General features: G+C 70.2%; 10 protein-coding genes and 4 pseudogenes. 8 read left to right on the top strand and 6 right to left on the bottom strand.

The genetic code is table 11. The features are described 5' to 3' along the window. Window position 1: 1 nt before the first annotated feature. Window positions 2-1,093 (top strand): alpha/beta hydrolase, encoded by a 1,092-nt coding sequence (locus ID554_RS30180; protein WP_117227014.1) that lies wholly within the window; start codon window positions 2-4, stop codon window positions 1,091-1,093. A gap of 79 nt (window positions 1,094-1,172) precedes the next feature. Here the strand turns inward: ID554_RS30180 and ID554_RS30175 are convergent, their stop codons facing one another. Further along, window positions 1,173-1,817, bottom strand: coding sequence for a helix-turn-helix domain-containing protein (locus tag ID554_RS30175; RefSeq protein WP_117227015.1), 645 nt, complete (start codon window positions 1,815-1,817; stop codon window positions 1,173-1,175). A 242-nt stretch (window positions 1,818-2,059) separates the two neighbouring features. On the opposite strand from ID554_RS30175, the pseudogene ID554_RS30170 reads away from it, so the two are divergent. The 4 genes and pseudogenes from ID554_RS30170 to ID554_RS30160 all read left to right on the top strand — a co-directional run. After that, window positions 2,060-3,139: pseudogene (locus tag ID554_RS30170) on the top strand (IS701 family transposase); the annotation flags it as partial. 459 nt (window positions 3,140-3,598) lie between these two features. Then, window positions 3,599-4,828, top strand: coding sequence for a helix-turn-helix domain-containing protein (locus ID554_RS30165; RefSeq protein WP_117227016.1), 1,230 nt, complete (start codon window positions 3,599-3,601; stop codon window positions 4,826-4,828). Window positions 4,829-5,041: 213 nt separating this feature from the next. Then, window positions 5,042-5,209, top strand: coding sequence for a hypothetical protein (locus ID554_RS32230; protein WP_158573684.1), 168 nt, complete (start codon window positions 5,042-5,044; stop codon window positions 5,207-5,209). Continuing rightward, window positions 5,199-6,389, top strand: a complete 1,191-nt coding sequence (locus tag ID554_RS30160; protein WP_223884346.1) for a helix-turn-helix domain-containing protein — start codon at window positions 5,199-5,201, stop codon at window positions 6,387-6,389. Before ID554_RS32230 ends, ID554_RS30160 begins: the two co-directional genes overlap by 11 nt. A 143-nt stretch (window positions 6,390-6,532) precedes the next feature. Here the strand turns inward: ID554_RS30160 and ID554_RS30155 are convergent. Both ID554_RS30155 and ID554_RS30150 read right to left on the bottom strand, forming a co-directional pair. Next, a pseudogene (locus tag ID554_RS30155) lies at window positions 6,533-7,113 on the bottom strand (HD domain-containing protein). After that, a pseudogene (locus tag ID554_RS30150) lies at window positions 7,110-7,896 on the bottom strand (helix-turn-helix domain-containing protein). Before ID554_RS30150 ends, ID554_RS30155 begins: the two co-directional pseudogenes overlap by 4 nt. A gap of 252 nt (window positions 7,897-8,148) precedes the next feature. On the opposite strand from ID554_RS30150, the gene ID554_RS30145 reads away from it, so the two are divergent. Next, window positions 8,149-9,165, top strand: a complete 1,017-nt coding sequence (locus tag ID554_RS30145; protein WP_117227018.1) for a helix-turn-helix domain-containing protein — start codon at window positions 8,149-8,151, stop codon at window positions 9,163-9,165. A 136-nt stretch (window positions 9,166-9,301) separates the two neighbouring features. Here ID554_RS30145 and ID554_RS30140 read toward each other — a convergent pair whose 3' ends face one another. After that, window positions 9,302-9,763 (bottom strand): GNAT family N-acetyltransferase, encoded by a 462-nt coding sequence (locus tag ID554_RS30140; protein WP_158573685.1) that lies wholly within the window; start codon window positions 9,761-9,763, stop codon window positions 9,302-9,304. A gap of 613 nt (window positions 9,764-10,376) precedes the next feature. Between ID554_RS30140 and ID554_RS30135 the strand changes: the two genes are divergently transcribed. Continuing rightward, window positions 10,377-11,147, top strand: a complete 771-nt coding sequence (locus ID554_RS30135) for a Crp/Fnr family transcriptional regulator (protein WP_117226913.1) — start codon at window positions 10,377-10,379, stop codon at window positions 11,145-11,147. A 99-nt stretch (window positions 11,148-11,246) separates the two neighbouring features. Here the strand turns inward: ID554_RS30135 and ID554_RS30130 are convergent, their stop codons facing one another. Both ID554_RS30130 and ID554_RS30125 read right to left on the bottom strand, forming a co-directional pair. Next, complete coding sequence (locus tag ID554_RS30130) at window positions 11,247-12,548, bottom strand: hypothetical protein (RefSeq protein WP_191088664.1); 1,302 nt, start codon at window positions 12,546-12,548, stop codon at window positions 11,247-11,249. Between the two features lie 422 nt (window positions 12,549-12,970). Beyond that, window positions 12,971-13,510, bottom strand: coding sequence for a DUF4240 domain-containing protein (locus ID554_RS30125; protein ID WP_117227019.1), 540 nt, complete (start codon window positions 13,508-13,510; stop codon window positions 12,971-12,973). Window positions 13,511-13,553: 43 nt separating this feature from the next. On the opposite strand from ID554_RS30125, the pseudogene ID554_RS30120 reads away from it, so the two are divergent. Further along, window positions 13,554-13,988, top strand: a pseudogene (locus ID554_RS30120) (ECF transporter S component); the annotation flags it as partial. Between the last annotated feature and the right edge of the window lie 116 nt (window positions 13,989-14,104).

The following is a 14,104-nucleotide window of genomic DNA, read 5'->3' as shown; positions in this document are numbered from 1 at the left end:
GATGGACGTCACCGTGCTGGTCGGCCCGGAACTCACCGCCGACCTCGCCCTGCTGGAGTCGCTCACCACGGCCACCGCCGCCGACCTCGGCGGTACCGGTCGCCTGGTGGCCGTCGACTCCACCGCCGCGCTGGAATCGGCGCTGGCGGCCACCGCCGCGCCGGTGGTGGTGCTGCCCGGCCCGACCGCCTCCGCCCGGGCCCTGATGAGCGGGGCCGCCTCGCACGTTGTCTGGTACGACCTCACCGTGTCCACCGCCGTCGCCGGTGCGCGCCACCTCTCCGGCCGGGGTGTCTGGGGGTTGGTCTGGGCGATCCGTCACGCGGTGTACCAGCACCGGTCCCCGGCGGTACGCGTTGCCTACGGCGCGCACGCCGACCAGTGGGGTGAGCTGCGACTGCCCACAGCGGACACGGCACGTCCGGTGCCGGTCGCGGTGCTGCTGCACGGCGGCTTCTGGCGGTCGTACTGGGGCGCCGACCTGATGGACGCGCTCGCCGTGGACCTGGCCGCGCGCGGCTACGCGGCGTGGAACGTGGAGTACCGGCGGCCGGATCGGCACGGCTGGGACGCCACCACCACCGACGTGGCGGCGGCGCTGGCGGTGCTGCCCGTCGTGACCGACACCGGTGCGCTGGACCTGGACCGGATCGTCGTTCTCGGCCACTCGGCCGGTGGGCAACTGGCGCTGCGGGCGGCGGCGGACCTGGCCGACCCCGCCTCGGCGCCACGGGTCGCCCTGGCGGTGTCGCTGGCCGGGGTGCTGGACCTTGCCGAGGCCGACGGCCGTCAGCTCGGTGACGGCGCGGTCAGTGCCGCCCTCGGCGGCACCCCGACGACCGTCCCGCAGCGGTACGCGGCCGGCGACCCGATGGCGCGACTGCCGATCGGGGTGCCCACGCTGCTGGTGCAGGGGGCCGGCGACAGCCCGGACCTGGTCGACATCAACCGCCGGTACGCGGTGGCGGCGCGGGCGGCCGGTGACGAGCTGACCCACCTCGAACTGCCCGGCGACCACTTCGACGTGATCGGTCCCGGCTCGGCGATCTGGCAGGCCACCATGGAGCAGGTGGGGCGCTACCTCGGGCGGTGAGCCCGCCCTCCGGGCCGTCCGCAGTCACCGCCCGGAGTTGCCGGCTTGTTTCATCACAGTGAACAAGCCGGGGCTGCCGTCAGAACAGTCGGGGTGTGACGACCGAGACCACGGTGGTCACCGCGTCGGTGTCGTTGTACATCGCGTGCGGCACCGTGGAGCGCAGGTGCACGCTGTCTCCCGGACGCAGCCGGTGCTCGACGCCGTTGACCTCGTAGAGCAGCTCGCCGGAGATGACGTAGGCGAACTCCTCGCCCGCGTGGCCGTACGCGGTCTCCCGCCGGCCGCCGGGGGCGATGTGCACCAGCATTGGTTCGAGCAGCAGGTCCGGCCCGCGTTCGGAGAGCATCCGGTAGGTCTGCTGACCGGAGACGTACTGCGTGGCGGTGGTCTCCGCCCTGGTCAACGAGAAGTGGTGGGGCAGTGTGGTGACGGTGCCCCCGGCCGGCGCGGTGCTGGCGTCGAAGAAGTCGCCCACCGTCCGGTCCAGCGCCTTGGCCACGCTGCCGAGCGCGGTCAGCCCGATCGAGGAGATGCCGCGCTCGACCTGGGACAGGAAGCCGATCGACAACCCGGAGCGGGACGCGAGACCGCGCAGGGTCAGCCCGCGCTCCTTGCGGTACTGGCGGATCCGGGCGCCGACCAGGTCGGCCGGGGTGTGGCCGGTGCCCCCGTCTTCGGGGCGGGCCTGCTCCGGAACCGGATGACTGCCCGTGGACCGCATGGGGACCTCCTGTCGCGCTGGCCGGAACCCGTCCGACATCCGTGTTCGATGCTATCGAACGGAGGTGGCCCTTGGCGAAGCCCCCGACCCGGCCGAATCGGCGGTGATGTGGTCCCCGTGCACCGGTGTGCGGCCGGGGAGCAGGATCTCGAAGTGGCGCACCAGTTCGGTGATCTGGTTGCCGGCGGCCGGGGGTTGACCTCCACCACGCGCGGCCCGGTGGGCGTCAGCCGCAGCTCGGTGTGCCCGACCGCGCGGTCCAACCCGACCGCCTCCAGGGCGGCCACCGCCACCTCGCCGATCCGCTCACGGGCCGTCGGGTCCAGCACCGCCGGGAACATGTGGCCGGTCTCGACGAACCCGGAGGCACCGCCGAGACTCTTGTCGGTGATCCCGACGACCGTGGTCACGCCGTCGACGGTGGCCGTCTGGTCCGTGATGATGTGCGCGGCTATGTGGTGGAGCACCTCGGCGACCCTGCTGCGGTGCTGGTTGCCGACGAGACGGGGTTTCTGAAGAAGGGGATCCGGTCTGTGGGGGTGCAGCGGCAGTGTTCGGGGACGGCGGGGCGGACGGAGAACTGTCAGATCGGCACGTTCCTGTGCTATGCCTCCGGCAAGGGTCGGGCGTTGATCGATCGGGAGTTGTACCTGCCGATGTCGTGGACCGAGGACCGGCAGCGGTGCCGGGACGCGGCGATTCCCGACGAGGTGGCGTTCGGGACCAAGCCGCAGCAGGCGCGGGCGATGCTGGAGAGAGCGGTCGCCGCGGGGGTGCCGTTCGCGTGGTTCACCGCCGATGAGGCCTACGGGCAGAGCCCGGGCCTGCGTGGCTGGCTGCAGGAACAGGACATCTCGTATGTGATGGCCACCCGCTGCGACGACCAGGTCGCCTTCGGGCTGTTCACCACCACCCGGGTCGACGCCCTGATCGCCAAGCTGCCGGCCCGATCGTGGACGAGGCTGTCCTGTGGTGACGGCGCGCTCGGTCCACGCCGCTACGACTGGGCGCGGCTACCGATCCGGGACACCTTCCCAAACGAGCGTCGCGGCTGGGTCCTCGCCCGGCGTAGCATCAGCGATCCCACTGACATCGCCTACTACGTGTGTTTCGGCCCGCGCGGCACCCGGCTGCGGGAACTGGTCCGCGTCGCCGGGTCCCGGTGGGCGGTCGAGGAGTCGTTCCAGACCGCGAAGAACGAGGTCGGCCTCGACCAGTGCCAGGTCCGCCGCTACGACGCCTGGTACGCCCACATCACCCTGGCCATGACCGCCGCCGCGTTTCTGGTCGCCACCCGCGCCACCGAAGCCGACAAGGAACCCGAAAAGGGGGGGGGGGGGGGGGGGGGGGATCCCGCCCCAGAAACGCTCATCCCCCTGAGCAGCAACGAGATCCGCCGCCTGTTCACCAAACTCGTCCTCACCGGACGCACCGCAGCCGACCACGTGCTGCACTGGTCAAACTGGCGCCGCCACCGGCAAGCCCAAGCGAAAGCCAGCCACTACCGCAAACGACTCAAAACATCCGAAAGTCACGACCCGCCGTAGCAGTATTAGTAGTTTGGCGTGATCGGCTCGACTGCCGCCTTGTCGCACGTGGCTGCACCTTCCGCTTCGACGCCTGGCCCTCGGTCTACCCATGCAGTCAGACTGCGCGTGGGCTGGCGTCCGGGCCGGTTGCTCGTTGTCATGCATGCGGGTTGATGCGGTGTACCGTCCGGAGTGGTGGCCCGTCGAGCGGTCGGCGGGTTCGGGCTCAGTCGGTTCTCCTGGGAGGCTGCCATGCTCACGACGATCGGCGATCACCTACGCAGACTGCGCAGCAAGTCCACTCTCACTCAGGAGCGGCTGGCGGAGCGGGCAGGCGTCAGTGTGGAGACGATTCGGAAGCTGGAGCAGAACGAGCGAACCAGCGCCCGCATGTCGACGTTGAACAAGTTGGCGACTGCGCTTGGCGTACCGACGTCCGCGCTGATGGGTTCTGCCGCCAAGGCGCAGGCCATGCGTGAGCCTGATGCCGCGCCGCTGGGCCTTGTCGATGTCCGCCGCGCGTTGACGCCGGTCTCGGGCCTCGATGGGCGTTCCGTGGTGGATGACCCCGAGATCGGCCCACCGACTGCCGCTGACGTGCGGCGGTCGATCAAGGCGGCGAACACGATCTACCACGCCAATGACTACGCGGCAGCTCTCACGTTGATCCCCGGCCTGCTCGACGAGGCGCGGACGTTCGTCGACGTCGCCGACGGTGATGAGCGGCTGGTCGCGCATGCGCTGGCGTCGCAGGCTCACCAGTTGGCGGGTCGGCTCCTTATCCAGCTACGCCGCGTTGACCTTGCGCATGTCGCGCTCACTGCGGCACTCGATCACGCCCGTCGCAGCGGTGATCAGATCATCGGTGCCGCAGTGGTGGCACCGATGTGTTGGCTGTTGCTGCGGCAGGCCCGGTTCGAGGAGGCCGAGGTGCTGGCGGTACGGACCGCCGATCAGGTGGAGCCGAAGCTGTCCACCGCCTCGCCCGCCCACCTGTCCGCCTGGGGCTTCCTGCTGATCAAGGGCGCGTCGGCGGCGGTCCGGGACGCGCGGCACGACGACGCCCGGGACATGCTCGACCTGGCAGCGGCCGGTGCGCACCGGCTCGGTGACCGGCCCAACCCCGACGCCGACGTCATCGGCAACGACTATTCGGCCGAGGGTGTGCACCTGATGCGGGTGGAGTCGGCGGTCATCGCGGGCCGCCCCGACGAGGCGTTGGCTCTCGCACAGCAGGTGCACCGGTCTCCGCAGGTGACCCCGTCGTCGCGGCAGCGGCACTACCTGGACGTCGCGTGGTCCCATGCCCAGACCGGTGCGTACGCGGACGCGACCGGTGTGCTGATGGATCTCCGGGATCGGGCACCGGCGTGGTTGCGGCAGCAGCGGTACGCCCGGGACATCGTCCAGTCGATCGCCGAGAAGCGTCGGCGGGCGATGACCAAGGAGCTGGCCGAGTTGGCGTCTCTGGTCGGGGCGTAGTCGCACGCTACGTACCACCTTTCCCGCAGGTCGCATGGCGTGGCCTGCCGTGTACCTGTCCACCTTCATTGCGCCCCGTGAACATGGGATCACGGGGTGCGATCGGCGCGTGAGGTGCCGCCACCAGTTCCCAGGTGAGCCGTGCCCCTTCTGTCAGCACAGCGAAGGTCGTCTTTCGAGCGCACCTTGCCGTGCCTTTCGAGGAGGTAGCGGGTGGACGGAATGCAGCGCGAGCCGGTGCAGAGTCGTGGCGAGCAGGCGGAAGCGGCGGAGCGGGAGGCCGCGAAGCAACGCATCCTGGCGCAGGCCGAGGCGGAGCGGATACCGGTCGAGGAGACGACCCGGGCGGTGCCGGATCGGCGGTGGCGTCGTGCCCGGTGATCCCGTGCCGATCGGGCGGCGGGTGGCCTACCTGCGGGCGCGGCGGAATCTGTCGCAGCAGACGTTCGCCGACCGCCTGGGCAAGTCGAAGAGTTGGGTGGACAAGGTCGAACGTGGCGTGCGGTCGCTGGAGCGGCTGTCGGTCATCCGGGACATCGCCACCGTGCTGCGGGTGGACGCGGCGACTCTGCTCGGCCGTGACGTCGAGCCCGCCGATGTGGTCGAGCGTGATGAGGGTGTCGCGCGGATCAGGGCGGCGATGTCGACGTACGAGATGGCCCTCGGTCGACCGTCCGCGCGCGGCGGGGTGATGCCGCCGGAGCGGGTGGCGCGGGAGGTCGCGCACGCGTGGACGACCTACCAGCACGCCCGATATCCGCACCTGATCGACCTGCTGCCGGGGCTGTTGGGCACGGTGCACCGGGCGTACGCCCAGGACCCGGAGGCGGGCCGGCCGTTGGTGGTGGAGGCGTACCGGGTCACCACGGCGTTGCTGGTCAAGCTGGACGAGCACCAGCTTGCCTGGCTGGCCGCCGACCGGGCGATGTCCGCCGCCACCGGCGACCGCATGTTGTTGGCGTGCGCGTCGGTGCAGCTCGGGCAGGTGCTCCGCACGTCGGCGCGGGCGCGGTCGGTGATGCTGGCCGCCGCCTACCAGATCGCCCCACCCGACCCCGACACCGGCGATCCGCCGGAGGTGTCGCTCTGCGGCAGCCTGCTCGTGCAGGCCGCCCTCATTGCCGCGACCTGCGGCAACGACCGCGCCGCCGCTGATCTGCTGGACGAAGCTGCCGAGATGGCCGCCCGGGTCGGCGAGGGACACGACCACCACCGCACGGCCTTCGGCCCGACCGCCGTCGAACTGGCCCGGGTCACCGCCGCCGTCGCACTCGGCGACACCTCGGAGGCCGTCGCACGGCACGAGAAGGCGATCGGGCGCGACGAGTGGCGGTGGCTGCCCGTCGAGCATCGCGCCGCGCACCTTGTCGACGCCGCTCGCGCCTACCTGGACACCGACGACGCCACCAACGCGGCCCGAGTCCTGATCCAGGCCGACGCCACCGCGCCCGCCGAGATCCGACACCGACCGGCGGTACGAGAGATGGTCGCCCACGTCGCCCGCGACCAGGACGCGTCGACGGCGATCACCCAACTCGCCATCAGCCTCGGGCTGGTCTGAACCGCTCGGCCCGACGTCAGGCCAAAGGGCTTATCGGAGCGCGTGTCGGCGCTGCGGCGGTCGCGGGGTCGAGACGAGTGCGGTTCCGGCGAGGGCTCGGGCTCCAGGATGACCGGGGTGGCCCAGGATCGACGGGCCAGGGATTAGCTTGTCCGATCCGGCGGGGGTGCGAGCCAGGCGAGGGGTTGGCCGGTGAGTGTGGCGTCGGCGAGGTGGTGGGCGGAGGTGGTTTTGAGGGCGGTGCGGCTGCTGTCGATCCAGCGTTGGACGTTGTCGATGCCTTGGTGGCGGTATTCGATGGCTTGGATGAGGCATTCGAGTTTGTCGGCGTCGCGGGCGACGGTGGCTTCGAGGGTGTCGCCGGTTTCGTATTCGGTGACGGCGGCGGTGATGGTGTCGATGACGGTTGGTGGGCAGTCGGTGAGCTGGTCTGCGGTGATGGTGGTGTTGGGGGCGGCGGTGAGGTAGCGCTTGGCGATGTGGGGTAGGTCGGTGGTGCGGGTTTCCTGGGTGTCGTGCAGGACGCAGAGCATGGTGACGCGGGTGGGGTCGGCTCCTTCCATGGCGGCGAGGATCATGCCGATGAGGGCGGTGCGGTGGGAGTGTTCGGCGATGGTTTCGGGGTGTTGACTCCGGCGAACCACCAGCCGGTGCGGGCGGCGCGTTTGAGGACGCCGGCTTCGAAGATGTATCTCATCGTGGCGGCGTGCTGGTCCTGGCTCATCTGTCCGTCCCTGTGCCGTTGATGCCCTCGGTCCGCAGGCTGTAGACGATCGAGGTTAGTTCCTGACGGGACTGTGTCGAGATCCGGTCGCTGTCGAGGATCGCGGCGGCTTGGGCGGCGAGGTGGTGTCCGGTGCCGGGGTGGTCGTGGGCGAGTGCGCGTCGGGCGGTGAGTAGTGCCCAGAGGTTGTGGATGTTGAGGTCGATGAACGGGTGGTCGATGGTGAGGCGTTCGACCAGGTGCCGCACCAGCCGGGTGCCGCGCCATTCGGTGATGGTGGCGGGCATGAAGGAGTCGTCGGGCTGGCGGTAGGGGATTTCGCCGACCCAGTAGGCGGAGTAGTTGAGGGCCGCGCGTTGGCAGGCGTCGTCGGGGTGCGCGCGAGCGATGAAGTCCCGTAACGGTTCGGGGTCTCCCTGGTTGGCGAGGGACGTGACCACGGAGCGGGCGTCGGGCCACAGCGGTGACCAGGTGTGGAAGGTGGTCATCCGGGGCGAGTAGGGCGGTGAGGATGGTATCTGCCTCGACGGCGTCTCCGACGGCGTCGAGGAGCAGCGGGTTCGCTCCGAGTCTCCCGAGCCGTTGTCGGATGCAGACGGCCTGACCGAACGGGACCGCCATGAACGGACGTCGTCCGGACTCCCAGCTCTGGACGGTCGCGCGGTCGACGCCGATTGCCGCGCCGAGTTGTTCCTGCGTGAGGGGAATGGACTCGCGAATCAGCTTCAGTAGGTAGCCGGTCACGTCGCCGCGTGCGGGGGCGGATCGTCCGAGCGGTGCCATCAACATCCCTACGGTGACTGGCAGTCGACGTTTCCGAGGCGTAGGCAGCGGCGGGGGACGGCCCTGACCAGCTCATTCGTACTGCCGGTGAGTTCACCTTGCCTCGCTGTGATCGTACCGTCACGGTAACTGAACGTGCCAGGTCTGATCTGCGAGCGAGGACCGGCCTTCGCTGAGGTAAGGGTGATGCCCGGTGACCACGTACGAATCCGCCCACTCTCCGCGCGTACACGTCGGATGACGTCCGGGCCGTTGGAGACGCTGCCGGTGGGGCGTCGGGTGGCGTACTGGCGGGGGCGGCGGAAGCTGTCGCAGCAGGTGTTCGCTGACCGCCTGGGGAAGTCGAAGAGTTGGGTGGACAAGGTCGAGCGGGGAGTGCGCTCGCTGGACAAGGTGTCCACGCTCCAGGAAGTCGCCACGGTCCTGCGCATCGACACGGCGGTGCTGCTTGGCAGGGACGTCCAGCCCACCGACGTGTCCGACCGGACCGCAGACGTCGAACGCGCTCACGCGGCGGACCCGATGGCGGGTCGGGGGTCGCTGGTGGAGGCGTACCGGATCACCGCGTCGCTGTTGGTGAAGCTGGGTGAGCCGGACCTGGCGTGGCTGGCGGTCGATCGGGCGATGACCGCTGCCTCCAGGGACCGCATCCTGGTGGCCGCCGCAGCGGTGCAACTCGGTCAGGTGCTGCGGGGGTGTGGGCAGGTGCGGGCGGCCAGGTCGGCCATGTTGGCCGCCGCCTACCGGATCGTGCCGCCGACCATCAAGGATGGCACACCTGCGGAACTGTCGCTGGGCGGAGCCCTACTGGTGCAGGCGGCGTTGGCTGCCGCCCGATCAGGCGACGAGGCGGCGGTGGTCGATCTGTTCGGCGAGGCGACAGCGCTGGCCGCCCAGGTCGGCGACGGGCACGACCACCACCGCACCGGGTTCGGGCCGACGGCGGTGCAGACGGCCAGGGTGACCGCAGCGGTGGAGTTGGGCGACGGCGGCGACGCCGTGGCCTGGCACGAGAAGACGACCGACCGCGACGGCTGGCGGTGGCTGCCCGTCGAGTACCGCGCCGCGCACCTGATCGACGCTGCCCGCGCGTACCTGCACACCGATGATCCGGTCAGCGCGGGCCGGGCACTGATGGAGGCTGACCGGATGGCGCCGGCCGAGGTCCGGCACCGTCCGGCGGGCCGGGACGTACTCGCTCAGATCGTCCGCGACCCCACCGCCCCGACGACGCTCGTGCACCTCGCCGCCACCGTCGGGGTGGGTTGAGGATGACCGCACCGTTCCTGTCCCTGGCCCAGATCCGCAACCGACTGATCCTGGCCGCCCGCTGGGTACTCCGCGACCACCGACCCGGCCCCGACGGCTTCCGCCCGATCTGCCGCGCGGCGGACTGCCCGGTGGCTCAGGTGGCCGGTTCGCGGACGTACTCGGCGATCCGGAGGCCGGGGATGACCTCGCGCTCACCGATCAGGCGGAAGTCGAGACGTTCGTAGAGCCGGCGGGCCGGGAGGTTCGCCGCACCCGTGGCGACCACGACTCGCCGGTCACCGGCCGAGGCGAGGAGCGTCCGCACCAGGGCGGTGCCGGTGCCGCGACGGTGGGCCGTCGGGTCCACCACGAGCCGGTCGATGTCCAGCTCGGTGGGGTTCTCCGACCAGGCCATCGCCCCGACCAGCCGTCCGTCGTCCAGGGCGCCGAGCCACCGCAGCGGCGCGGCGCGCAACTCGTCAAGCGTCTCGTGCAGGGGTGGGATGCGATCGTCGCCGATGATCGACGCCTCCACCGCGTACGCCGCGTGCTGGATCGGCAGCAGCGTCCGGGCCAGCGCCTCGTCCCCGCCGGGGTCGATGTCGGTGATCCGCACCGCGCCATCATGCCCGACGGGCCGAACGGGGCGGGCATGGCGGCGCAGGCGATGGCCGTGACCCCGCGCCTCGCGTACGCGTGACTCGACCACCCCGGGGCCTGTACGTGTGTGTGGTTTTCGCCCTCGGCTGGCCGGACCCGACATACTACACCAGTCGAGGTGGTGTGCCACGCTGCCCGGGAGGCCCCCGCATCGCGCGCGACGTGCGGGATCAGCGGTCATTGCACGGCTTGACGACCTCGCCGAATCGGGCCCATCCTGACCGGGTGGCCATATCTGTGGAACCGTTCGGTCCGCCGGAGCCGGTAAAACGCGCGACTGACGGACGGCGGGGCGACTCGCTAGCGTATCAAGAACGGATGTCAAGATCATTGATGGTCCGGTGTGATCCCTGGGGGCACTGTGTGGCTGACGCCGAGTAGACCTGCCGGCCGACCTGGCGGGCCTGTCTCCTGCCGAGACGATCGCCGTCCCGATCAATGGCAGTGGCGGTGAGTCACCACGGGATTAGCGCGAGTGCGCCGACCCGGCCTTCTGTAATTCCCGTAATCCCGGCCGAGGCCCCCGGGTCGGCACCGAGTTGACGAGACCAGCGGGACGGTGAGCGGAGATGACCCTGGCCAGCACGCGGACCCCCACGAGCGTCCTGGACGACATGCTCGTGCCGCGCGGATCCGAGCTGACGCATCGCCTCATGAAAGGTGTGAGATCCGCTCTCTATTCGCCCACCGTTGCGGCCCGACGGGTCGCACTCGCGGGCGGCGAACTATTGCATCAGCCGGGTGGTGCGGACGGTCGTGTCTATTTCATCGAGAGCGGTGCGATATGCCTTGAGCACTATTCGCCGACCGGTCGTCGGACCATTCTAGACGTGTTGTCGAAAAACGAGTACTTCGGCGAGGACTCGCTCCCCGGAATGCCGAACCAGTACATTCCCGCAGCCGTGGTGGACACGAGCCTGATCGTGGTGGAAAGCGCGGCTCTGCGCGACCTGCTCGACGAGCCGAACATCTGCGACGTGTGGTTGCACAGCCAGATGTTGAAAGCGCGCCGGCACCGCTCGCTGCTGTTGCAGCACACCACATCCGACTGCGAGGCGCGACTGGCGATGCGACTCCTCGACCTGGCTCAGGGGTTCGGGGCCGCGTCCGGAAGAAGCGTCCGGATCGGGCTGAAGCTACGCCACGAGGACTACGCCGCGATGATCGGCACGACCCGCTCCCGCGTCGGGCTGTTCCTGCAACGCTTCACCGATCGAAAAATGATCCGAAAGGCGTCGTGCGGGGCGATCGTCGCCGACCCTCGCCTGATCGTCGAGTACCTGATGGAGCGGATGGGCCTGGCGTCCGGCCGGCTCAGCCGGCCCGACGCCGTCGCGTGATCACCGTGCGGCGCGCGACTTCCGGTACCCACTGACGCCTCCGACTCCCGCCCGCGGCCACCACGGCCGCGAGGGGGAGTCGGAGGGAGAGGACGACGACTACCGGCCGCTCGGCTCCACGGCCGTCGGCGTCGCGGTGCTCGGCGTACCCGCGCGGGCCTGCTCCCGGGCCGACCGGACGTCGTGCCGGCGACGCCGCTCCCGCGCGCCCTGCAAGAGGCTACGGCCCCAGAGCAGCAGCCCGCCGCCGTCGAGCAGGAAGCTGATCACCGCGATGGTGACGAAGTCCAGCGACCCCATCATGGAGTCCTGGCCGGAGACGAAGAGCAGGAACTGGTAGATGAAGCCCCACAGCAGCGGGATCCCGACGAAGATCAGGGTGACCAGGGCCATCAGGCGCCCGCCGACCCATGCCAGGGCGTACCAGCGGACGACGCGCATCTCCCGCCGGGGCAACCCGGACTGGTCCACCCGGGGCGTGCGCCGCACCATCCGCGCGACCAGGTTGCGCAGGTAGTCCTCGGTGTCGGACATCAGGTTCCGGCACCCGAGAGCGGTGGCCACGATGTAGTAGCCGTCGGTGCGCAGGAACAGGAACGTCTGCCAGATGATCCGGACCAGGTACGTGAACAACAGCGCCGTCAGCAGGAGCGCGCCCCACTCCGGCAGTTGCAGGTAGCCGTGCCGGCCCGCCCACAGGGCGACGACGAAGGACGAGGCGAGCACCCCGTCCACCAGGGTGCCGGCGATGAACGCGACGAAGCGCTGCCGCTTCGGCGCCATCCAGATCGTGCTCATGTCGGTCTGGACCACCAGGATGTACATCTGGTTGCCGATGACGAGCCGCGACGGTACGCCCGCCGCCCGCGCCGCGACCATGTGCGCGGCCTCGTGAATCGCGACCCCGACCAGGGTGAGGATGAACGTCGCCCAGGTCAGCGCCGCGAAGTGGATCGGGAAGAGCAGCGTCTCACCGGGCGTCGGCAGCAGGTCGGGATCGTCCGCGGCGAGGTACACACCGCCCGCGATGATCAGGACGCAGAGCAGCAGCACGGGGAGGCTGACCATGCGGCGGGCCACCGTCGGACTGAGCCAGTTCAGGCTCCAGCTGCGGCGGGGCCGGGACGCCGGAGCGGGAGCCGGGGCGGCGGGTGTGGGCGTGGTGGCCGCGTCGTCGACCTCGATGAAACCCTCGTCGCCCAGAGCGTCCAGGAAGTCGGTGATGTCGGGCGTCTCGGAGTACTTCTGTTCGTACTGGCGGACCGCCTCGCCCACCGAGTTGCCGGCGGCCAGCGATTGGAGCAGGTCCAGCCCTTCGGCGGGGATCGACAGGAACACCTGTCGCTCGACATCGCCGATGATGACGGTGTCGCCCTCCGGTCGGTGGTCGAACGGGCGCACTCGGACAAGTGTGTCTGGTGGGTAGCCGGCCATGGTCAGTCGTCCTTTTCGCTCATCTCATGAGGGTCGATGAAGGCCGGCACCCGGAGTTGCCGTCCGGGTGCCGGCCTTCAGGTGGTGTGTCACCGTCAGGAGACGACACACGCAGCGGCGACAGCGCTGGTCTTCACCGACTCCAGCCGGCGAACCGTGAGCTTCTTCATGAGAATCACCTCCCTCGCGACATCGGGCAGCACTACGGTGCCGGTCGCGCGAGTGGCAGTCTGCTCAGTTATGTGCATACGCCGATAGCGTGTGTGTGGCATTAGCGGATAACACCGCACATGCATCACAGACGATAGTTGTCCGGCGGCGGCCCTGGTCGCGCCCACCTTCGCGAGGCCTGGCCGGGCCGGAAACGCTTCGCCCCGGCGGAGGAACTCCTAGTCGGTCGACCAGCCGGCCGGATTGGTGCACGACTCCCGGCTGATCCCCGAGCCGGTGTCCGGCCAGTCACCGAACCGCTCGTGATGCAGGTGGGCGAAGAGGTAGCAGAAGCCCTCACAACCGGCGTCGGGCACCGCCGTCGCCGGGTTTGCCCGGACCGCCTCGTAGAACTCCCGGCCCAGCGCCACGATGTAGCCGCGCGCATACAGGAAACCGTCGTCGGAACCGTCGGTGATCTCGTGGATGTCGGCGCGGTCGACGTCGTGGAGCTTCCGTTCGACGACCCGGTCGAGGGCGACCAGCTCGGCGCGGGACAGGCCGACGGTCAGCCGGCGCAGTTCGGCGACGAACGGGTCGAGCCACCGGTCCATGGCGTACCCGTCGTCGTGCGCGGGGTCGCGGTCGATCAGGGCGCGACGCAGGGCCGCCGGCTCCGGACCCAGTCCGGCCCACGCCTGCTCCACCAGCGCCCAGAAGCGCGCCTCCTCCTCGGCCGTCGGCAGCGTCGGGGAGACGTCAAGATCACTGTTCGTCATGGCCGGACGATAGCCGCGAGCACCGACAACGGGAGCCGCCGTCATCCTGGCCCTCGCCTCCGTCGCCGCGTTCGCCACCTTCACCTGGCCGTTCTTCGTGCCTGCCCAGCCGGAGGCGACAGCGCGTTCCACCGAGGCGCCGCTGGTCTTCATCGTCGTCCTACCGGTCCTGCTCGCGCTCGTCCTGGCCGAACTCAGCTCGGGCGGCATCGACAGCAAGGCGCTGGCGATGCTCGGCGTGCTCGCCGCCGTCAACGCCGCGTTACGCCCGCTGGGCGCGGGCACCGCCGGGATCGAGACGGTGTTCTTCCTGCTGGTGCTGGCCGGTCGGGTGTTTGGGCCCAGTTTCGGTTTCCTGCTGGGCGCCATCTCGCTGTTCGCCTCCGCGCTGCTCACCGCCGGGGTCGGGCCTTGGCTGCCGTTCCAGATGCTGGCCGCGGCCTGGCTGGGGCTGGGCGCGGGGCTGCTGCCGTCCCGTCCGGCCCTCGTGCCGTCCTGACGTCCGGCCGTCCCACGCTCGGCGCGCGGCGTCGGTGGAGGCCGGCGGCACGTGGAGTGACTGGATGGTCGCAGGGTGTGGCGACGGGTGGTGGA

It is taken from the genome of Micromonospora craniellae (genome assembly GCF_014764405.1).
GTDB lineage: Bacteria > Actinomycetota > Actinomycetes > Mycobacteriales > Micromonosporaceae > Micromonospora > Micromonospora craniellae.
This window is presented reverse-complemented; position numbering and strand designations above follow the sequence as displayed.